Origin of the sequence: Paenibacillus etheri, from assembly GCF_001012825.1 — a bacterium.
Lineage (GTDB): Bacteria > Bacillota > Bacilli > Paenibacillales > Paenibacillaceae > Paenibacillus_AQ > Paenibacillus_AQ etheri.
The window spans coordinates 17,637-40,227 of the sequence record NZ_LCZJ02000037.1 but is presented as its reverse complement, the minus strand read 5'-3'; the positions used below and the strand labels follow the sequence as shown (position 1 = coordinate 40,227).

The 22,591-nt window shown below is 36.7% G+C and carries 18 protein-coding genes and 2 pseudogenes; 13 read left to right on the top strand and 7 right to left on the bottom strand.

Annotation, left to right across the window (positions count from 1 at the left end; translation table 11 throughout):
• Positions 1-66: 66 nt before the first annotated feature.
• The 3 genes from UQ64_RS23785 to rfbA all read right to left on the bottom strand — a co-directional run bounded on the left by UQ64_RS23785 (position 67) and on the right by rfbA (position 4,461).
• Complete coding sequence (locus UQ64_RS23785) at positions 67-2,820, bottom strand: O-antigen ligase family protein (RefSeq protein ID WP_060625874.1); 2,754 nt, start codon at positions 2,818-2,820, stop codon at positions 67-69.
• A gap of 190 nt (positions 2,821-3,010) precedes the next feature.
• On the bottom strand, positions 3,011-3,565 hold the full coding sequence (gene rfbC, locus UQ64_RS23780) for a dTDP-4-dehydrorhamnose 3,5-epimerase (protein WP_060625873.1): 555 nt from the start codon (positions 3,563-3,565) through the stop codon (positions 3,011-3,013).
• A gap of 17 nt (positions 3,566-3,582) precedes the next feature.
• The gene (gene rfbA, locus UQ64_RS23775) at positions 3,583-4,461 is read right to left on the bottom strand and encodes a glucose-1-phosphate thymidylyltransferase RfbA (protein ID WP_060625872.1); all 879 of its coding nucleotides are present in this window, start codon (positions 4,459-4,461) and stop codon (positions 3,583-3,585) included.
• A gap of 264 nt (positions 4,462-4,725) precedes the next feature.
• Between rfbA and UQ64_RS23770 the strand changes: the two are divergent.
• A pseudogene (locus UQ64_RS23770) lies at positions 4,726-5,831 on the top strand (peptidase U32 family protein); the annotation flags it as partial.
• Between the two features lie 24 nt (positions 5,832-5,855).
• Here the strand turns inward: UQ64_RS23770 and UQ64_RS23765 are convergent.
• Positions 5,856-6,044 carry a hypothetical protein gene (locus tag UQ64_RS23765; protein WP_060625871.1) on the bottom strand — a complete coding sequence of 63 codons (189 nt, stop codon included), beginning with the start codon at positions 6,042-6,044 and terminating at the stop codon, positions 5,856-5,858.
• A gap of 65 nt (positions 6,045-6,109) precedes the next feature.
• Positions 6,110-6,289: a hypothetical protein gene (locus UQ64_RS31795; protein ID WP_209445873.1), complete on the bottom strand. Its 180-nt coding sequence runs from the start codon at positions 6,287-6,289 to the stop codon at positions 6,110-6,112.
• Between the two features lie 468 nt (positions 6,290-6,757).
• Here UQ64_RS31795 and UQ64_RS23760 point away from each other — a divergent pair, with 468 nt between their 5' ends.
• The 12 genes and pseudogenes from UQ64_RS23760 to rfbD all read left to right on the top strand — a co-directional run bounded on the left by UQ64_RS23760 (position 6,758) and on the right by rfbD (position 21,871).
• Complete coding sequence (locus UQ64_RS23760) at positions 6,758-7,537, top strand: ABC transporter permease (RefSeq protein ID WP_060625870.1); 780 nt, start codon at positions 6,758-6,760, stop codon at positions 7,535-7,537.
• Positions 7,538-7,548: 11 nt separating this feature from the next.
• Positions 7,549-9,183, top strand: coding sequence for an ABC transporter ATP-binding protein (locus tag UQ64_RS30360; RefSeq protein ID WP_082651291.1), 1,635 nt, complete (start codon positions 7,549-7,551; stop codon positions 9,181-9,183).
• A gap of 33 nt (positions 9,184-9,216) precedes the next feature.
• Complete coding sequence (locus tag UQ64_RS23750) at positions 9,217-11,598, top strand: class I SAM-dependent methyltransferase (protein WP_060625869.1); 2,382 nt, start codon at positions 9,217-9,219, stop codon at positions 11,596-11,598.
• Position 11,599: 1 nt separating this feature from the next.
• Positions 11,600-12,442, top strand: coding sequence for a glycosyltransferase (locus UQ64_RS23745; protein ID WP_081383164.1), 843 nt, complete (start codon positions 11,600-11,602; stop codon positions 12,440-12,442).
• Between the two features lie 3 nt (positions 12,443-12,445).
• The gene (locus UQ64_RS23740; RefSeq protein ID WP_060625868.1) at positions 12,446-13,543 is read left to right on the top strand and encodes a hypothetical protein; all 1,098 of its coding nucleotides are present in this window, start codon (positions 12,446-12,448) and stop codon (positions 13,541-13,543) included.
• Between the two features lie 284 nt (positions 13,544-13,827).
• Entirely contained in the window at positions 13,828-16,659 is a 2,832-nt protein-coding gene (locus UQ64_RS23735; protein ID WP_060625867.1) for a DUF7657 domain-containing protein, read from the top strand.
• Positions 16,660-16,995: 336 nt separating this feature from the next.
• A complete protein-coding gene (locus tag UQ64_RS23730) occupies positions 16,996-17,721 on the top strand; it encodes a glycosyltransferase family 2 protein (RefSeq protein WP_060625866.1) in 726 nt (241 codons plus the stop codon).
• Entirely contained in the window at positions 17,718-18,083 is a 366-nt protein-coding gene (locus UQ64_RS32980) for a DUF2304 domain-containing protein (protein ID WP_060625865.1), read from the top strand. The genes UQ64_RS23730 and UQ64_RS32980 overlap by 4 nt, the downstream gene beginning before the upstream one ends.
• Positions 18,058-18,474: a GtrA family protein gene (locus UQ64_RS23720; protein WP_209445872.1), complete on the top strand. Its 417-nt coding sequence runs from the start codon at positions 18,058-18,060 to the stop codon at positions 18,472-18,474. The genes UQ64_RS32980 and UQ64_RS23720 overlap by 26 nt, the downstream gene beginning before the upstream one ends.
• Positions 18,475-19,590: 1,116 nt before the next feature.
• Positions 19,591-19,701: pseudogene (locus tag UQ64_RS32975) on the top strand (transposase); the annotation flags it as partial.
• 275 nt (positions 19,702-19,976) lie between these two features.
• Positions 19,977-20,999 (top strand): dTDP-glucose 4,6-dehydratase, encoded by a 1,023-nt coding sequence (gene rfbB / locus UQ64_RS23715; RefSeq protein WP_060625864.1) that lies wholly within the window; start codon positions 19,977-19,979, stop codon positions 20,997-20,999.
• A gap of 8 nt (positions 21,000-21,007) precedes the next feature.
• Positions 21,008-21,871 carry a dTDP-4-dehydrorhamnose reductase gene (gene rfbD, locus UQ64_RS23710; RefSeq protein ID WP_060626341.1) on the top strand — a complete coding sequence of 288 codons (864 nt, stop codon included), beginning with the start codon at positions 21,008-21,010 and terminating at the stop codon, positions 21,869-21,871.
• Between the two features lie 84 nt (positions 21,872-21,955).
• Here rfbD and UQ64_RS32360 read toward each other — a convergent pair whose 3' ends face one another.
• Both UQ64_RS32360 and UQ64_RS23705 read right to left on the bottom strand, forming a co-directional pair.
• Complete coding sequence (locus UQ64_RS32360) at positions 21,956-22,183, bottom strand: IS3 family transposase (RefSeq protein WP_245238201.1); 228 nt, start codon at positions 22,181-22,183, stop codon at positions 21,956-21,958.
• On the bottom strand, positions 22,159-22,591 hold a 433-nt coding region (locus UQ64_RS23705; protein WP_245238199.1), incomplete at its 5' end, for a DDE-type integrase/transposase/recombinase. The genes UQ64_RS32360 and UQ64_RS23705, both read right to left, overlap by 25 nt.

Here is a 22,591-nt window from a genome sequence, read left to right as displayed (position 1 = left end):
TCTACTGTCTACTATGATGGGAGCATATCAATTACAGTGGCGCGCTTTTATGGTTTCTTTCTTTTTTTAAAATTGTGAATTTGTAATGGCCTCAACTTGTGCTGCTTCCGCAGGATCAGCTGCGATCAGCGAATCGTATATCGCCTGATCCTCGCCACCAGTTTTCGTTAGTGCAGCAAGGTACCAACGAGAAATCTCACGATTGGTTGCATCTGCGAGATCTTGGCTTAAGGCCGGTTTCAAGATGGAGATTGCTTTTTGAATCTGTCCAGACATATATTGCATTTTTGCTATCTTCAGTGTCACATCCGGAGTAAATGTTTTCGAAGGATCATTATCCGCAAGTACCTGATTATAGGCCAAAATCCCAACGACAAAGCCCGCTTTCATGTTTTCTATTCTATCTGCATTATCTTGTTGTGCGTAAGCTGCCTGCCCCAAATCAAATGAACGGCTGATTAGTGAACTGTACCAATTTATATCCCACGGAGTTTCGTTATTCATTATATCCGTGTAATTAGGATCCGAATTAAGTTTCAGAGTTGTCTTGGCTGCATCCTCTTGTCCGGATAAAAGTTGCATTTTACCAACGTTTAAAGCGATAGTTGGCGTTACTGAGAAAGGACGCCCTTGCAGTTGTTCTGGTGGAAGAGTCTTCAGATGTTCTATTCCAGCAAGAACGTGATTGTATGCTTCTTGAGCTTCATTGAAATACTCTTGTTTCTTTGTCTCATCCTTTTGGTTAAGGGATTGCTGACCTAATGCAAAGGAACGGCTGATGAGAGTATCATACCAACTAATATCCCAATTGAACTTATCAGCATTGTCGAGGTAAACATTGTATGCAAGATCACTTTGCCCCTTTAAATCATAGTAGCTCACCATTTGAGCTAAAAGATATTTGTTGTAAGGCTCATCTTTTAGTGCTCGAGTTAATACATTATGAGCCTCTTCAAGAAATTGCTCATCTTGCGTTTGATTGAATACCGTCATATCCAAAGCAGATAAGGAGATGGCGGATTCAGGATGATTAGGACGGGTTTTTAAAGCTTCAACCAACGGCGCTTTAATTTCTTCGTATGAAGTACTTACTCTAATCAGATTCTTACCCTTTAGAGCAGCATTACTAGAGCCAATATAGCTGATCGAAAGGAATAATAGGAATACAGTACCTAATGTGAGCACTGCGAAATATCCAAGCCGCAAACCAGTTTTATTCCAACTCTTACGTAGCTGTTTACTATCCATGACAACTGCCATGCCCGCCAGTCCAAGGAAGACGAGTATTCCCATAAAGGCATAACTCATATTGAAATCTAGTAGACTGTGAACAAGAATGGATAGAGCAATAATTAGATAAAAGAAACCATTCTCAAAATCATTTTTATCCCGTTTCACATACCCACGAATGTATTTATAGAAAATATACAAAATGAATCCCATAAATACGATGAAACCAAGGATCCCAACCTCAATCAAGTATTGTAAAAAGAAGTTATGCACTTGGCGGCTGGTATAAGGGTTGTTCTGATAGTGCTCATATAATGAGGACCATCCACCACCACCAGCACCAAGAATCGGATAATCCTTAACTACCTTCATCGCATCTTTATAAAAAGTAATCCGCTCAAGAACACTATGTTGCTGGAAGTTGATGTTCTCAAGACGAGTCTCCATATTATCAGGCAAGATACTTTTTGCACTCGTACCGATAAGTAAGAAAGCTACAATAGCTACTAGAGCAACAGATCCGAGTGGGATCCAAAGACCTGTCATTTTACGTGACGACCAACTCTCTAGTTTTGCATACAACCATGGAGCGACAAAACGCTGAATGACCCAAGATAGGCCAGCTACAACTAGTGAAGCTCCTAATAGATATGCCCAGCCTTTTAAAGCGGAAGAAGAAGTGAAATTTGCGTTTAACTCTATTCCTAGATTAGTTACGGGTGTCGTAATGAGCAAAGATACAATTCCAGCAACTCCTAGAAGCAGAATCCAAAGGATTTGCTGTGCAGGTTTTAGGAATAGAAGCAGAAGTATGAATACTACAGGTAGCAAGACTAAGCCACCGCGAGATAAGGTTAACAAGATCGACACAATGATGGGCACTAACATAAAGCCATGAGTCAAGGTTCCATACCATTTTTTAGAGCGAATAAGCGCGAATATTGCTACAAAGAGAAAGGCCATTAAGAATGCAGCGTATGTATTCGCATACTGAAAGATCGAAGTCAGACGAAGTCCATTAGAGTCAGTCATAACTGCATCTAAATAAATATCGTTCCGTACAGTGTTTGAGAACCAGCCCACAAGAGCGCCAGCTAATTTACTGCTACCTAGCCAATTTAAGAGTCCAAAACCTACTATGAAATATGCAATCGCTAATATAGCATTTTGAATGACAACATTTACTTGCTTTTGCTTCATGAGATAAAAGGCTATAATGAAGACTGCAATATACATGCTCTGAATAAACAGCATATTCATCGCCATATAATGCGAAACTGAGACAAACAATGATAGAGCATAAGTCAGAGGCAGTAATATTGAAGCTGAAGCTACTAAGTCCCTCTGTTCATCTAGTTTGAACTTTTTGTAGTATAAGCCAAGGCAGACTAGCAGCAAAAGTCCACTTACCAGTGCTGACACATATATAGGCTTCTCGAAGTCTAACTGTTGTCCGTTAAATAATCCCACTTGAAATGGGGCCCAACATAAAAATAAAATAAAAGCAACAACCAATGCCCAGATCGGACTTGCTGTCTTTTCAACATTTCTCGACTGAGCGGCGTTTTTACCGTATACTGGTTTCGACACGTTATAATCTCCTTTTCCTGTAGGTACGACAATATTTTAGCATATCGGCTAATCATTGAGCTACTGTATTAAGATTCTATGATGTTAATAACTATATGTAAATGAATAACTTTATCTAGATACTATATGGGGGCTCTATTAAAAAAAGCGCCCCAGACTACAGCTATGTAGCCAGAACGCACTCCAAAAATTAGTATACAAAATTATGCGAAGAATTTTTGAACAGTGGGGCACCTTCATCCTTTGCAGAAAGCACTGGTTGAATATGAATTGGCCATTTGATGCCAATCTCAGGATCATTCCATAGGATACCGCCATCGCATTCCGGTGCGTACAGCTCATCGCATTTGTACTGAACTTCCACGTTATCTGTGAGAGTCATAAATCCATGAGCAAAGCCCTTGGGAATAAGCAATTGTTTCTTGTTATCAGCGGTAAGCTCAATGCCGAACCATTTTCCATATGACGGGCTCCCGCGTCGAATATCCACCGCTACATCAAAAATCGCCCCCTTAGTACAACGGACAAGTTTAGTTTGCGCTTTGGGATTAACTTGGTAATGAAGTCCACGTAGTGTGCCATTGGTGGCAGAAAAGGAATGATTGTCCTGCACAAATTGCAGTTGTAGTCCTTGTTCCTGAAACTTGGCTTCACTGAAGGTTTCCATAAACCAACCTCGATGGTCCCCAAAGACAGCGGGTTCTATAATAAGCACTCCTTCTAGTTCTGTTGGTGTGAATTTCATGGTTCACTCTCCGTTCTTTAATATTGAATTTTACCGATGGCTACTTTGATCAGGTATTGACCGTAACCAGTTTTACTCAGTTTTTGCCCGCACTCTAGCAGATGCTCCTTCGTAATCCATCCGTTAATATATGCGATTTCTTCCGGAGCGGAAATCTTAATTCCTTGATGATCCTCAATCGTACGGACAAAATTGGTCGCGTCGACCAGACTCTGATGAGTTCCGGTATCAAGCCAGGTGAAGCCACGTCCCAGTAATGCGACATCAAGCTCGCCTATTTTCAAGTAAGCTTCATTAATTGAGGTAATCTCAAGCTCTCCTCGACTGGAAGGCGTTACTTCCTTAGCCAGCGAAACTACCCGGTTATCGTAAAAATACAAGCCAGTAATGGCATAGTTCGATTTAGGATGTTCCGGCTTTTCTTCCACACTCAGCACTTTGCCGTTTCCATCAAACTCAACAACGCCAAAACGCTCTGGATCTTGCACATGATATCCGAATACTGTTGCACCATGTTCCTTAGTAGCGGCTTGCTTCAAAAGCTTGGTCATTCCATTTCCATAATAAATGTTATCGCCCAAGACCATGGCAACGGAGTCGTCACCAATGAATTCTTCGCCCAAAATAAAGGCTTGAGCCAATCCATCAGGGCTAGGTTGTACAATGTATTGTAGAGAAATACCAAATTGTGATCCATCGCCGAGCAGATTTTGAAAACGTGGCGTATCCTCAGGGGTTGAGATGATTAGTATGTCTTTAATGCCTGCTAGCATTAATGTGGATAGAGGATAATAGATCATTGGCTTATCATAAATCGGCAACAGTTGTTTACTGGTTACCATTGTAAGCGGATAGAGGCGCGTACCGCTTCCTCCAGCGAGAATAATACCTTTCATGACTCGTATCGACTCTCCTTAGTATATATAAAAATTGTAAAATATGAGATCTTTTTAGTATCTTGGACATTCCATTCTTATTGTACGCCGGAAATTCTTGATTTGTCTATTAAACAAGAAGTTATACATAATATCAAGCTTCAAAAGGAAGAAAGTGATTAAGTGGAATATGCTAATTGACAGGTGGATACTGTGATATTTGATAAAGTTAATCAGTTGAGCAAATGACAACGATCCGCCATCCAGCGGTTTAGGAGGATATAAATAAACAAACAAGGAATACGCAGGGTGGATGTAGAACTGCTGGCACCGGCAGGCGACTGAGATTGTAAGCGTACGGCGGTGGCCAATGGGGCGAATGAGATCTTTTTTTTTTTTTTTGCGTAGAAAAATTTAATGCCCAGGCGAGAGCAAACAATTTCTGCATGGACGAGTTGCCGGAGATTATGGCGTTCCTGCATAGCTATGTGTGAAAGGTTTTCTGACCTTTAATATATCGGTGTTTGAAAAAGAGCTTCCCGATGCCAAAGAACTGATCGACGCTGGTGTGGATGCGGTTATCGTGTGGGATTTGGGTTTGATGCGCATGATTCATAAGATTTCGATTGACTTGACAATCCATGGATCTACTCAGATGACAATTCCTTCGCCGGAAGCATTTGAGTTTACCAAACCGTTCGACATAGAGCGCATGGTGCTTGGGCGTGAGGACAATCTGAAGCAGATTCGCATGATTGGCGAACAGGCTCGTATGCCGATGGAAGTGTTTGTACACGGTGCACTTTGTATATTCTGGGCAGTGTCTGACTTCGGAAATGTGGGGCGGCCGTTCTGCGAATCGCTGGGAATGTGCGCAGGCCTACCGTTTGCCGTATGTCCTGATGGTGGACGGTGAAGTGAAGCCGATGGGCGATATTACTTGTCTACTCTGTCCGAAGGCTCTGGCGGCGATTGATCTGATGTCGGAGTTAATTGAAGCAGGCGTGACCTCTTTTAAGATCGAAGGCCGACTCAAGAGTCCGGAATATGTAGCCAATGGGGTTAGCGAATATCGTAAAGTCATCGATCGCTATCTGGAGGGTCAATGGGCGGCGCCTTCGAAGGAAGTGATACGTGAGCTGCAGCAGAGTTTCTCGCGCGGATTTACGCATGGTTTCTTGTAAAGGACGAATAACAAAGAGCTCGTGGACGGCAGTATCCCAAAAAGCCGGGGTGTATACCTGGGCACAGTAGAGCGAATTGTGCGTGATGGCGTAGTTTGCCACATTCGTGCCCCTTTGAAACGTGGGGATGGCATTTTGTTTGATGCTGGAGATCCGACGAAAAATGAAGAAGGTGGGCGCGTATACGATTTGCGCGGCAAAGGCGTGTATTGGCATATTAGAAAATAGAAGTCAAACATTTGAGTCTGGCATAATAGGATCCGAATATTTTCCTTTAACAACGGTATTAGAAAACCAGCCAACCAGACCACCGGCAAATTTCCAGCTACCAATCCAATTCAGTACTCCTAAGCCGACAATGACATATACGATCGGAAGTGCAGCTTTCTGAGTGACAAAATTTAGTTGCTTTTGCTTCATGAGATATAACGCTATAATGAATACTGCGGTACACGCACATTGCACAAACAGCAGATTTACGCCATTTAGTGTGACGCCGCGTTAAAGAGTGGCAGCGCGTAGGTAACAGTTAGCAGCAAGGAAAAGACGGGCAGTAGGTCGCGTTTTTCCTCCAGCTTTATTTTATTGTAGTACAAGCCCATACACACCAGCAGCATGATGCCGCTGAACAAGGTGGTGAGATAGTTGGGTTTCTCATAGTCCACCTGCGTCCATTAAATAAACCGACCTGGAACGGGCTCCAGATTAGTGACATAATAAAATCCAAACTCAAACCCTGACGGAACTGGGGAAATTTTCAAACTTCCTCGACTGGGCAGCTTTTTTACCGTATACTGGTTTCGACACGTTGATGTCCCCTTTTCTTATAATTAACGACAATATATTAACACTTTGAAATGATTGACTCTATACTTGGGTTAGTTAACCTCAGATTATTGGATTGTCAATATAATATAAAATTTCAGAAAGGATGCAAATTCAGGTGTTCAATAGTAGTTTTTCGGTTGTATTTGCTAATAATCACTTCATAAATATTAAATCGAAAAAATGCCGACACTTAACACGGTATACTTTTTAGCAATAATGTACTTTTAAACTGTCAGTAATATTATATTGCTGATGGTAAAAACGGCTTTTTTGGCTGATTCTATTATTTAGGGATGGAATGAAACATGAAAATAAAAGCAATACATTTATTGAGTAAATATAATTTTCTTCTTGCGCAGTTAGTTCAAAGAGATTTCAAGACTAGATACAGGAGATCTATTTTAGGCATTTTGTGGAGTTTATTAAATCCGCTTTTAATTATGGTGGTACAGTACCTGGTGTTTTCGACGTTATTCCGGTTCGATATACCTAACTACTCTGTGTATTTGCTTAGTGGTATTGTAATATTTAATTACATGACAGAAGCGACCTCTCAATCTATGACATGCATAATCCAAAATGCATCATTGATTAACAAAGTATACGTACCGAAATTCATTTATCCATTTTCTCGGGTGTTATCATCAGGTGTTAATTTTCTTTTTTCGTTATTAGCACTGTACCTAGTAATAATTGCAACGGGAATGAGTATAACATATTCGCATATTGCTATGCTCTTTGCTATCGCATGTCTATTTCTCTTTATCTGTGGAATATCTTTCATGCTGTCTTCGATTATGGTTTTCTTTCGAGATACGCAATTCCTTTATAGTATTATAATTACTATTTGGACATATCTAACTCCAATTTTTTATCCTGAGAGTATACTTCCAAAATACATGTTATATATTCTTAAATTTAACCCTATGTATCATTTTATAAGATTTATAAGATTTATTATTCTATCTGGGGGGATTCCTGATCTTAAGGCCTGGGTATTCTGTTTATTATTTGCGTTGGTATCATTCGTTTTAGGAGTACTTGTATTCAATAAAACTCAAGAAAAATTTATTCTATATTTATAAGGAGAACTAAAGTGATCGATATAAAAAATGTTTCTATGAACTTTCGACTAGCTAACGATCGTATTCTTAGTTTGAAAGAATATGTCATTAAGAGAGTATCAAACAAATTAACATATAAGCATTTCCATGCACTAAGTGATGTGTCTTTTTCAATTCAAAAAGGCGAAGTCATAGGTATTATAGGCAATAATGGAGCGGGTAAAAGTACACTTTTGAAAATTATATCAGGCATTTTAACACCAACTAAAGGTAATGTGAAAGTTAGTGGTAATATAGCTCCCATGCTAGAACTTGGAGCTGGGTTTGATATGGACTTAACTGCAAGAGAAAATATTTTTCTGAATGGCGCAATACTTGGGTACTCAAAGCAATACTTGACTGAGAAGTTTAGTGAAATTGTCGATTTTTCAGAACTTAATGATTTTTTAGATGTGCCAATTAGAAATTTTTCATCAGGTATGATAATGAGACTTGCTTTTTCAATTGCTACTCTTGTGGATCCAGATATTCTAATCGTTGATGAGATATTATCTGTTGGAGATGCAAAGTTTCAAAAAAAGAGCGCGAAAAGAATGTTCGAACTAATGAGTGGTGGTACTACGGTCATCATGGTCTCTCATAGTATAGAACAAATCCGCCAAATGTGTTCACGTGTCATTTGGTTAGAAAAAGGCAGTATAAGAATGATTGGTAATTCCATTGAAGTTTGTAAAGCGTATTTAAGTGAACAAACAGATGCTCCCTCGTCAAGTGTATCTAATAATAGTTATACCGAAAACTTATATTCGCCTACTCAGATAACAAAGATAGATAATCAATATTTCATTGTAGATTGTTGGCATCATAGGGTAATCTATAACCCCAATATATCAGATAGTATTAGTAGTTGGACTATACTTTGTGATAACGTGCACACCCCTCACTCCATTGCTAGTGACGGTGAACTGCTGATTTTAGATGATACAGGTAATAATGCTGTACAAGTGTACAAGAAAAAATTGCAAACATATGAGTTTTCACAAACAATAAGAAATATTGGATACCAGCCTAATAAGATTATTTATGATAAAGATAAAGAACTTTTTTACGGTATATCTGCATCATCACAACAATTGTTTGTATTAAAAAACAATAATGGTGAGGTAGAAATAGATAATGTAGTACGATTGGATTACTTGAAAAATTCTTATGTCAGATCAATATCTCTCATCGAAAGTAAACTTTATTTTGTTTCCGGTCCAGGGGAGATTCTTGTTGCTAATACAGAAGATATGTCATTTAATCTAATAAATAAATACCCAGTCCCTTTCGAACTTCAGGGAATGAATGACTTGATTAAAATTGATTCATATTACTATATAAGTGTGTATCAAGACGGATCTGGGAACATCGCCCCAAAATTAGTTAGAACAAAAGATTTAAATCTACTAGGCGTTAATTATGAGGACCTTTATGATAAATTACAAATGAAAGGGGTCCCTTATAATTTTTCTCAAATTGAAGATAGAGTCTATGTCACTGAAATAGATTCATACTCTTCAATAAGATCTTTCAAATTAGTTGAGGATGAAATATATGACATTCAGGTTCACTATAATATAGGTGCCGCTGATGATACGTCGATCCATAGAAGAGGATATTCATGATAGTGATGTAGCTGTGCTACAGAAAGGAGTAACATGACTAAACTTAACTTTGATTATTATAATCCTAGTATGGACGAGGTATATTCAGATGGGTCGATTGAATTAGAATTACTTAGGAAGGTGAAAAATAAGGATTTTGATTGGTATAATTCGAAAGAATGGGCTATAATTTACCATCTATCTCACCTCCGACAAAATATTTTAAATTGGTACTCTTTTGAAAAAGGATGTACTATCTTAGAAATTGGTGCTGGATGTGGTGCTATAACTGGACTCCTTTGTGAAAAAGCAAGTAGGGTTGTAGCTGTTGAGTTAACGAAAACAAGAGCAGAAATAAATTACTACCGTCATCAAAATATTGAAAATCTAGAAATAGTGGTTTGCGATTTTCAGAGTCTACCTCCTGACTGGAAGTTTGATTACATTATAATAAACGGTGTTCTTGAATATGCAGCATATATGTTTACAGGCAATCAACCATATAATCAATTCCTTAAAAAGGCTAAGCAACACTTAAGTTCATCCGGAAAGATGCTGCTTTCTATAGAAAATCGCATTGGTCTAAAATATATTTCAGGCTTTAGAGAAGACCATACTGGAGAGTTTTTTTCTGGAATAAATAACTACAATAATAATGAACGTGTTCGAACTTTTACAAAAGGCGAATTGACAAATTTACTAAATGAGACGAATCTTAGTGCAATTAAATTCTTTTATCCGTACCCTGATTATAAGTTCCCAACGGAAATATTTACGGATACGACTATAAATGGAATTGTGCCTTCTAGTTCTCATTTTCCGCTTGATATGCCAAGGGTGAAACTTTTTGATGAAAATAATCTACACAAAACTTTAATGGATTCTAATTCTATGGATATCTTCGCGAATTCTTTTTTAGTGGAAATATCCGCGACACAACAAATACCTACTCAAATAGACTATGTAAAGATTAGTGCTAATAGATCTGAAGAGTTCAGAATATTCACCTACTTTGATTTAAACAACAATAAAGTCTATAAAAAAGGCCTTAATGCAAAAAGTCAGGATCACCTGAAGCGAATGTTGCATTATAGTGACTATTCGTACGATTCTAATCAAATTAAGAATGCAACCTGCTATAAAGAAGTGGATGGAATTAGTATGTTATTTTATACTATTGAAACTTTAGAGGATAGATTGGTTTCTAAATGTACCGATACTAACACTGGAGATTTTATTCATGAGATAGTAAAGTTGCGAAATGCGCTGTATGAAGGCATTCATCCAAGTGATTTTACAAACAATAATGATTTTGTGGAAATATTTAGTAGGGAAAAACCTGAACAAAAGTTACACTGGTCTTCAAACTCTAATCTCGACTTAATATCAGGAAATATCTTTTTAGAGGGAGATTTATATAAGGTTATTGATTATGAATGGCATATGCCATTTCAGATTCCTCTTGAGTTTACTCTTTGGAGGACTTTAAAGCAGTTTAAAGATAACCATAAAGATATCATTGATAGATCAATTGTTGATAACTTCATATACGATACTCTAAATATTACTCGTGCCACCGAGCAATGTTTTTTTTCATGGGAAGAAAATTTTATTAAAAACTTCGTGAAAATTCAAGATCTTTATATTTTTGCGAATGATGAGATACCCGTCGATCTTAATGCTGTTTCAACTCGTTACTTAAAAGATCATTCTATTGAAAGTACGCTATTTTATGATCATGGTGCCGGGTTTACTGATCATGATTTCGAACGCTGTGTAACTACGTCTACTGATACTGGATTTTCAGTTACGTTCAAAGATAAATCTATAAATAATGCGGAAGCACTACGCTGGGACCCACTAGAAGGAAATCCCGCATTAATATATATACAGAGTATAGAAACAGATGGATCTATAAAAGAGATTACTGCTATCAATGCTGAGCGAGTTCTTAATAATTCTGAGTATGAATTCACAACATATGATCCTCAGTTTCTTTTGCAAGGTGATTTTACTAATGCAACATATATTAAGATCAATTTCACATGCGAAATACTTGATTGGACTATTGGCTATCAACTTCAAGAGAAAAAAATGTATGTAAATAATCAAAAAATAAATGAACTAGTGAATCACAAGGAAATCTCTAAGATAAATAAAAAAATACTAGAAGAAAAGTTGGAGGAAGTTTCAACACAACTTAATGTGACAGTTGATTCATTAACCAATTCTCAAAATGATTTGATTGAGACGCAAAAGAGTTTAGAAAGTGTACAAAAAACGTTAGAAATTAACCAAAATAAGTTAGCTAATACTCAAGAGGAGTTGAATATAAAAAGTAATAAGTTAATTGAAATACACTCACACTTGAAACATCATAGAATAAAATCCATAGTTAAAATATTGTTTTTCGGTGAGATTACTAGGGGGGAATAATTTGAGTAAAGTCAGTGTAATTATGCCTTGTTATAACGACGGTGAATATATTGAACAGGCAATAAATTCAGTACGTTCTCAAACTTATAACAATATTGAACTTATAATAATTGATGATGGTTCGACGGACCCTAATACAATTATTACACTGAATAAGTTCAATAATACTGATATTATTTTGTTGAGAACTGATAATACCAGACCAGCAGCTGCAAGAAATGCAGGTATAGCTCATGCTACTGGTAAATATATAATGCCAGTTGATGCTGATGATATCATCGAACCAACCTACATCGAGAAAGCTGTCAAAATTATAGAATCAAATAAGAAAATTGGTGTGGTTTACTGCTATGCTGATTTATTTGGTGATAGAACTGGGAGATGGAGTCTTCCAAACTACTCACTAGATGCAATGCTGCTTGATAATGTTGTGTTTGTAACATCGCTCTTTTACAAAGAAGATTGGGAAAAAGTTGGGGGTTTTAAAACCACCATGTATCATGGTATGGAAGATTATGATTTTTGGCTTTCCATTATAGAACTAGACAAAGAAATCTATCAAATCCCAGAGGTACTGTTTAACTACCGAATTAAACCTAAATCGCGGACCACAGAGTTTATGTCTAACGCGGAAATTGTTAAGCAGACCTATCGTTCAATTTATAACCAACATCCTAAACTTTATGAACAGTATACTAATGAGTACGCAGTTATACTAAGGGATGCTTTGATAGAGCAAATATTTCTTAATCGAGCTCTTCAAGAGGGCATAGCTATATTAGATAAATTAAAAAGCATACCATTATTAAAGTTAATAATAAAAAAATATATCATGAAGAGGTAAACGATGATCATATTCACTTCTATTTGTGCGAATTATTTGCATAAAGCCCGTACATTGGCAAAGTCAGTAAAGGATAATATACCAAATTGTAAGTTTATCATATGTCTAACTGAACAAGAGATGCTTCCTGAATTCAATTACGAGTATTTTGATGATATCGTACTATCGAAGGATGCTTGGGAAGGAAATTTCAATCGATTTATATTTAAACATACTATTGTTGAAGCTTCTACAGCTGTAAAAGGCCAATTTTTCAAGTATCTTTATGCTAACTACGAGGATGAGAATCAATTTATTTATTTAGATCCAGATATATATGTGTATTCAGATTTTATTGAACTTAAGCAGCTATTGATAACTCGACCAATAGTACTTTGTCCGCATTTGCTTCAGCCAGGTAATATTGATATGGAACTCTCTAGCACGTCTCATGGTGTTTATAACTTAGGATTTCTTGCTGTAAACAGAAGTGAAGAGGCCCAAAGCTTCATAAACTGGTGGGCAGAGAGATTATACTTATTTTGCTATGATGACATTGCGAGAGGAATTTTTACTGATCAAAAGTGGATTGATTTGGCACCGTGTTTTTTTGATGTGGAAATATTTAAACATCATGGATATGATTTTGCGCCGTGGTCACTATTGAATTGTGATATGACTGAACAAAGTGGACAATATTATGTAAAAGGGGACCCCCTAAGATTTATACACTACTCAGGATTTGGTAGTTCTGCTGAAAAATGCATGAATGATTGGCTTCCTAAAGGGCCTCACCCCTTCAAAGATTTGTATGATAAATATGCATATTATCACAATTTAAATAATTCTGATAATATCTCTAAAACAAAATGGACTTATGCATATTATAAGTCAGGTGAAAAAATAAATGATTTGGTAAGAATGGATTATCGCAAAGACTATGATTTGATGTTTAGTATTGAAAATCCGTTTGAAATGAGTAATGATTTTTTTAATAGTAAATTGAATTTAAATGTTAATTTTAAAAAATACAAATCATTATCATCGAAAGCAATAAGTATTATACGTTCAGAAGGCTTTGGTGCTTTCTTGAAAAAGTTGATTCGGAAAATTGCTAAATGATATTAGATCTTCAAAGTAGCTGAATGCATATTATAAGGAGTTTCTTCGGCGTAACGTAACAATTATAAAACCCGAGGTTAACTCCTTATTCCATGTATTAATCACAGATATATTTACGTGGGTTGTGTTGGTATAGTGTGCCTTTTTACGTATATGGACAGGGTAACAAACAACATTTTCATTCTGAAATGTGAACCATGGCGCATGATAGTTTTTTGAAATTACTCTTGCTACATTAAAGCGCGTTATCAAAAACGCAAACAATATATAACACAGGAGAATTTATGAAATATATAACTAAAACGCACAAAAAAGTTATTTTGTTTATTATACTAATAGTGCTAATGAATGTTGCTATATTCACATCCTTTAGACAATCAGTAAATTTATCTATTTACAGTGAACATGATTCCAAGATTAGTTTTTTTTATGATAATAGTCACACAGAAAATTATCCCTTTGATGATTCTCATATGTCTCAAGAGTATTTTGTAAAAAGTAGCAAGCTGCAAAATATAAAATTCCCATTAGATCTAGTTAATTCTAATAAGCTGCGAATTGATTTTGGTGATAAATCAGGAAATTTTAAGATATATTCTTTGTCTATTCAAAAATCCCCTCTATATGAATATGTTATTAGTGAAAAAGTGTTTTTGGATAAATTTAGATTTAAAAACGATATTTCTCAATATTCTATTGAAGACGGAACCGTTAACATCGCTACTTCTGGTCCTGATGGTCATATATACTCTACAGACACATATTCAAATTTACCAATAAAGTTCAAAAATTCATTCGTAATCAAAGAGCTTTTTATAGCTTGTATAGCCTTAATCATATTGTTTATTAATAAATTGCTTTGGCTATTTCGTAATTTACCAAAATTACTGATTTACTATAAAACAATTAAAGAGAAGTTTGTAATCAAAAATATTTTTTTTAAAAATGCATTTAATTTAATTATAATTATATGTATCTCGGTCATATCAGCGGTTATATTGGATGTTGTTATTTTACGAAGTATCGCAAAAGTATCAGAGTTCTTTAAGTTTGACACTGTTCATCATTATTTTCTAAGTTCTTATGTTTTCTCATTTGATCGAATATACTTCTTTTCATCATTTATTTTTATTATAGGATTAATAGTTAGTTTAGGAAAATCTAAAGCACATAAGTATCGATATGTTTTGGCATTTATCTTGCTAATTCTTATGGTACTAGGAAAATTCACCGGATCGTCATTAGGGTTTTATGATGGAATGCTACAAGGAAATACTCCAAGCTATCAAGAAAGCACATTGCTAGGCATTCCCCAAGGAATTAGAGGCGATGAATGGGCTACAGAGAAACCCTATTACTTTGCCCAGACAAATGCAAATCCTACATTACAGTACTTCAATAAAAATTTGAGCTTTGCTGGTAACGACATGGTCGTTTCTGCATTTGCGCCAGTTAAAGATATAACTGTAATCGCTCGACCTGATCTTTGGGGATTTTTAGTAATGCCTAATGATTATGCATTTTCTTTTTATTGGACATTACGGTTAATTCTATTATTCATGGCATCATATGAAATGGGAGTTTTTCTCACAAAAAAACATCGATTTGGAATCATTACCGCAATTATTGTTACATTTGCTCCGCCGGTTCAATGGTGGCTATCACAATCACTAATGCTTATGATTATGAGTGGGCAATTTGCAATAGTTTTATTTAATAAGTACTTAAATTCTCATAAGTTATATAGTAAGTTTATCAGTCTATCTGGAATAGCCTTATTTGTTTTAGTTTATATATTGACTATGTACCCTGCAACCCAGGTTCCATTGGGCTATGTGTTTTTAATGCTTTTCATATATGTATTAATTGAGAATAAAAAGAACAAACCGTTCGCCTTTTCTCGATTACTACAATATGCAGTAATACTTATACCAATCGCACTGGTTTTATATCATTTTTATACAAATTCATCACCTGCTTTGCATGTTATTATGGATACGGTATACCCTGGTTCTGATAGACCATGGATTAAGCTTCCTTGGGACTATGAATTATATCAGTTTGTGAATATTTTTACTGCAAGTATCAAACAACCAGATTTTTTGAATGCAAGTGAGATCAGCCAATTTTTCACTTTTACTCCATTTGTTGTTGTGGTTGCTGCAACCCTAATATTTAAGCATAAAAACAAGCCTTTATTAATTTCCCTATTATTGAGTGTTTCTTTATTTTTAATGCTCATCTCGTGGATTCCGGAAGTTCCATTCTTCAACAAGATAACTTTATTAAGTTTTACTTATCCTGTTAGGATCACATATGCTTATGGCTACAGTTTTACTTTATTAATTGTATGTCTACTTGCTCATTTAGAGGACAAACGGGGAAATTTATTTTCAGGGAGAGTTCCACTTATTATATCAAGTGTCATATGCTTTCTAACACTTTGCATAATGACAAATAGTATAAATATATTTAGTTATTTTAAGTCATTTTCTATCGGTACTATATTGATGATTTTTGTAGTCGCCTTACTCTCTTATATGGGATTTTTGTTAATGAAGGGTAATTATAACTCTGTACAATCTTTTATTGTTTTGTATTTACTTCTTTCAGTTTGTTCTACAATTTTGGTGAATCCTATTACCAAAGGAACTGATTCTATGTTTGAGAAGACTACCATGGAGCAAATACGAAGAATCAATTCAGCGGATGCTGGCCGATGGATGGTTAGTGGTAGTCCCACTATATCGAACCTTGTAACGGCACAAGGAGTTGCAAGGACAACTGGAACATATTACTATCCGGATTGGGAAATGATGAGCATAATTGATAAAAAACATGAATATATCAATCTTTGGAATCAATTTGCTCATATTGATATGCGCTTAACTGATGGCGATTTAGAATTTTCACTTTTAGATCATGAAAGGAGTCAAAAGGTAAATGGTACTAATCGTATCGTTTATATTCCAATTGAAACTGCTAGGGACTTAAATATTAAATATATATTCACAATGTTTCCTATTCCTCAAAGCATTATTGATAAAGGTGATGTAACCTTATTATATAAAGACAGTGTAGATCCATGGTCAATTTATCGCGTCAATTATAACTGAGATATTATTAAACGATGGGATATCAAACTAAGTGCGATAGATCATCCATAAAGGATTCGTGAGGGGATTCCAGCGGGGAAGTTTTGAACTCATTGTTCCTGATGCGTTTCTTCGAGTGTGTGTAGGCCGTCATATACCCTTTAATAGGGGGGCGGCCAAAACTCAATTATCGTGCGTCGTAGAAGGATGACGACCAGGTCCCAAACCGATGCGCTGGCAAGACCTACGTAGAGAAAATTTGCATGGACCTTATGTCTTTTAGTAGGCGCAATTCATATTACTAATATTGGAATGGTTGTCGGTACTTAAGAAAATATCGTGAGGTGAAAGATAGAAATGAAAGTGTTAGTGATAATTCCCGCTTTCAATGAAGAAGGTAATATAAGGAAGTTAGTGTTTGAATTAAATAAACTTAATGTTGATGTCATTGTTATTAATGATAAGTCTACTGATAATACTCTGAAAATTCTAAGAGAACTAAAAGTTAATTTTATTGATCTACCATGTAATCTAGGTATTGGTGGTGCTGTGCAAACAGGATACACGTACGGTGTTAGAAATGGATATGATGTTGCTGTTCAGGTAGATGGGGATGGTCAACACGATCCAAATTATCTACTGCAGATAATAACTCCTGTTTTAAATGGAGAAGCCGATATGATAATTGGATCAAGATATATTGAGAAAGAAGGGTTTCAATCAAGTGTCGTGAGGAGAATCGGAATTAAATACTTTAGTTCGCTGATTAGATTACTTACAGGAATGAAAATAACTGATCCAACCTCGGGGTTTAGAGCGTGTAACTTGAAGGTTATGAATTACTTTGCTAATTATTATCCAACAGATTATCCTGAACCAGAATCTATAGTTGCTCTATTGAGACAAAATTATAGAATACTTGAAGTGCCGGTGATTATGTCAGAAAGACAATTTGGCTCATCTTCTATAAACTTAATGAGGTCAATCTATTATGTTATAAAAGTATCATTAGCAATTCTTATTGATCGATTTAGAAAAAAGGAATTAGTAGAGAGCTTAGAATTACTAGGAGATGACATATGATTCCATTTAATTTGCAACTCATCCTAATTATACTTAGTAGTTTAATATTTGTTTCTTTTATAGTAAGAATCAAAGCTTATAAAATAGAGTTAAAGTACACAATTCTCTGGATTGTTATGACAATTATTAATATACTCATCGCCATATTTCCTAATATTGTTCTTTTCGTTTCGAAATTGCTTTCAATTGAAACTCCTGTGAATACACTGTTTCTATTCGGAATAATTACTTGCTTAATGATACTTTATAATTTGACATCTGAAATATCTAAGAACTCCATAAAAATACGCCAACTTTCCCAAGAAGTAGGGCTCTTGAAAAATGAATTAAAACAATTTGAAAACGAAAGAAAAATGGAGTGATTCTGTGAGGATTGCAAAGATAGAAATCATGAGACAATTTATTAAATATGCATTGGTTGGTGCTATTGGAACAATACTGCATACCTCTGTATTGATATTTTTGGTTGAAAAGGAAGGGTTTCAACCTCTAATAGGTTCATCAGCAGGTTTTATTTTATCACTAATTGTTTCGTATTATATTAATTTAAAATGGACATTTCAGTTGGAGAAAAAGAAATCTTTTTTTTACAAATACGTAATTGTATCATTATCTGGTCTTGGCATTAACCTTTTAATTATGTTCCTGTTAGTTAACTTGTTGGGAGTTTGGTATATTTGGGCTCAGGTTATCGTTATTATTGTTGTACCTATCTCTAATTTCACTTTAAATCGTTACTGGGCTTTTGCTTGAAAATCATTCTGAGGGTTAGGATTGTGGCTAAGAGGCGATTCAATAGGTGATTATCTACCCGACATTCGATGGCTGTTACATTCAATAGGAATGCCTTTTTATGAACGGGTGGATTGATGCTGGCTATGGAAGGGGTTAGTGTAATTGTGTCGATCGTTTACTGCTGCGTTTGTCCATCGGTATCGAATGGAACATAGATTGAACTTGAGAACTTCATACTCGAAACAGCAGTAGTTAATCGTTTCAAGAGGATAATGATTGATCAGTTATGTGAAGGCAGTGACATGAGAGTAGATGATGTAAATAAGATTTTCAAGGTCTAGGTGTGTCTGAGTTCGAATCCAAGATTCCCACAGGTCCTTTCTTAGCAATCGTTACCTTGAGTCGTTCTTTTTGGTCGTCGGAACGTTTTGAATGTCTTCGGGATATTGGCCAAATTTTAGGACTGAAAGTACGTGCTTGCAATAATCATTTGAGTACCCACTAAATGTATGAGAAGAACTTTCAAAAATATCTGCAATTTAGATTAACTTCTGACCTTTTAAATGTAAACGGACTGCTAAATCTCTTTCGTACATGTTGGCGTTTTCTGTGTCTTTCGTTACCATTGTCAGTTGTTCAATCTCGTTTTCGTAATTCATTTCAATCCCCGTATTTGCTTCTTTACTATTTTTCACCTCATGAAGATGATTTTTATATTTTATTTTTGAGTTCAATATATATAACTATATGTTGCAAATCGATATCGAACATCATAAATAAATAATATGAAGAAATAAATACAGAACTACAATCATTTCTGAAATTATCTTATATATATCATTAATGCTAAAAGCTCAAATATTGATTCAGGCGTACCAATCCCTGAAGTACATCTAGTTTCGGTAGGCCGGCAGCGAAAGTACCGACTATGACTGCCATAACGGAGCCAAACTGTTTGGATCCTAAACTACGAGACTGGGCAAGTCCTTTACCGTAATGGCGAAGGATATGACGCCCCGGTACTCCTCCTATTTCTTGATGCAGTCCAACGGGCCTATCCTGAGGGGGAATTGTGATGCTCCTAGATAATAGCCGAATTCAACATGCCACAAAAGAGCAAGCCTATTTGCAAAAGATACTCGGCTACAGTTTGTGCTCCTGCCGAAGTATTCTATGGAGCTCAACTTAGTTGAAGGGCTATGGAAATGGCTAAAAAGTGATATTGTCCACAATGTGTTTTACTAAAAAATTCTTCACATCCGCGTAAAAACGTGTCAACGCCAATCCTATGGAGGTCATTGATCGTCTTTGGTGTACGCATGTAATTCAAAATTTCGGTCTATATATAATAAATATTCTCTTGAAATAGTAATCGACATATCATGAATGGGTGACACGTGTGTTGGGGTGTAGAGTTTATTATTTTTTAAATACTTTTACAATGAATTAATAATTAATCCTTTCTGCGTGTTAGAATAATCATACAAATTATTAAACAAATCTAAAAAGGTGGTAACCACATGAAACTTCTCATCACCGGCGGAGCCGGCTTTATCGGCAGCAACTTTGTATTATACATGCTGCAACAACATCCTGATTATCAAATCGTTAACGTAGATGCGTTGACGTACGCAGGTAATCTGGAGAATTTGAAGTCAATCGAAAATCACCCTAACTATACTTTTAATAAGGCTGACATTACTGATGTTCAGGCTATCGATTCCTTGATGAGCCAAGGTATTGACGTAGTGGTGAATTTTGCAGCTGAATCGCATGTGGATCGGAGTATTTTGGAGCCGGAAGTGTTTGTGAAGACGAATGTACTTGGAACACAAGTGCTTTTGGATGCGGCGAAAAAATACAGTGTTACTAAATTCGTTCAGATTTCTACGGATGAAGTATACGGATCACTTGGAGCAACCGGGTTGTTTACCGAAGAAACTCCATTGACTCCTAACAGTCCTTATTCTGCTAGTAAAGCTGGCGGAGATCTACTTGTACGTGCATACCATGAGACGTTCGGATTGCCAGTGAACATTACCCGCTGCTCGAACAACTATGGCCCGTATCAATTCCCTGAAAAGCTTATTCCACTCATGATCTCCCGCGCACTTGCGGATCAAGCACTGCCTGTTTATGGCGATGGAATGAATATCCGAGACTGGTTGTATGTTGAGGATCACTGCAGCGCGATTGATTTAGTTATTCATGAAGGCGTGAATGGTGAGGTATACAATATCGGTGGCAATAACGAGCGTACGAATGTGCATATTGTAAATACGGTACTGCAGGAATTAGGTAAGCCGGATTCTCTAATTACCTATGTTCAAGACCGTCCGGGTCATGATCGCCGCTATGGAATTGATCCTACCAAGATTATGAACGAACTGGGTTGGAAGCCGAAACATACGTTTGAAACAGGTATTAAAGAAACCATCCAATGGTATCTCAATAACCGCGAGTGGTGGACCCGTATTCAATCAGGGGAATATCAAAAGTACGCTGAATTACAGTATGGCGATCGTTTGGGAGAATCTCTATAATGGGGCAACTGAAGGTACTTGTTACAGGCGCGGCCGGACAATTGGGTCAGGACGTAGTTTTACTACTCCAGCAACAAGGTCACCAAGTGATGGGCTGCGACCGTCAGGAGATGGATATCACCGATCTGGATCAGTGTATCCAGGTTATTGGTGAGTATGGACCGGATGCTGTTATTCATTGTGCTGCGCATACGGCAGTTGATGCGGCAGAAAGTGACATCGATGCAGCTTATTTAATTAATGCAACGGGCAGTCGAAACGTAACGCTAGCTTCTGAAAAAGCTGGAGCTAAGCTGGTATACATCAGCACGGATTATGTATTCGATGGTTTGGGCGTACAGCCTTACCACGAGTATGATAATACAGATCCTAAGAGTATATATGGTAAATCAAAACGAGCGGGTGAGGTGCTCGTTCAATCCCTCTCCTCTAAGTATTTCATCGTACGCACATCATGGGTGTATGGTAAATACGGGAATAACTTTGTCAAAACAATGCTAAAGCTTGGTCAAGAAAAGCCAATGCTTCAAGTAGTCGATGACCAAAAGGGTTCGCCTACCTATACAGTTGATTTAGCTCGTTTCTTGCTCGAGCTTATCCAAACTGAGAAGTATGGTGTATACCATGCGTCAAATAGCGACTCATGTACTTGGTTTGAATTTACACAGGCGATCTTTGCAGAGGCTGAGGATATTTTGGGTTTGAAATTCACCGCAAAGCTTGAACCTTGTGCTACGGAACAGTTCCCAAGACCTGCACCGCGTCCTCGGAATTCGGTGATGGAGCATTTGTCGATACGTACGAATGGTTTTCAGGACATTCGCCCTTGGCGTGAAGGCTTGAGAGATTTCCTCCTTGAGTTAAAAGAATAGCTTACTAATCAAAACTCCCAATTCGCATACTGAACTGTGACCGTATTTGTGGAAAGTTGAAAAAAGAAGACCTTTAAGAAGCAATTAATAGGTGACTCCTGAATTCATAATTTGAGGCGCTCTTGTAACTTTTAATAATACAGGTTTTTCAGCGGCCTCGAATTCATCGGGAGTCATCTTTTTTAATGCCCATTGATATCGCTCGGAGTTATAGTAGGCGATATAGTCATCAACCTTTGTTCGTAATTCCAAGAGAGTCATACATGTCTTGTACTCCAAATCATCCTTCAGATGGCCAAAAAAGCTCTCCATGGCGGCCTTATCCCAGCAGTTCCCTTTCCGTGACATGGACTGTGTAAACCAGCTTTGCGTACGAGAAGGCGGAATCTAGGGTGAGTATAGTGCATTCCTTGATCCGAATGTAAAAGGGCTTCTGGATGAATATTGCCATCCAGTCGATCAAGTAGTTTCTCCAGTGTTCGTTCTACAATTGGCATGGCCAATGAAGAAGAGAGGTAGTGAGCTAGAATTTGTCTCGTAGCCCCGTCTTTCACCACGGATAAATAAGCACATTGTCCATTACCATAATGCATATAGGTAATATCTGTCAGCAGCACTTTCTCAGGCTCTCCTTGGTCAAACTGGCGCTTGAGTAGGTTGGGACACGTTTGGTGCTCTTGTGTGGCTTTTGCCATCTTGCGATAGGGATTTGCTTGCCGG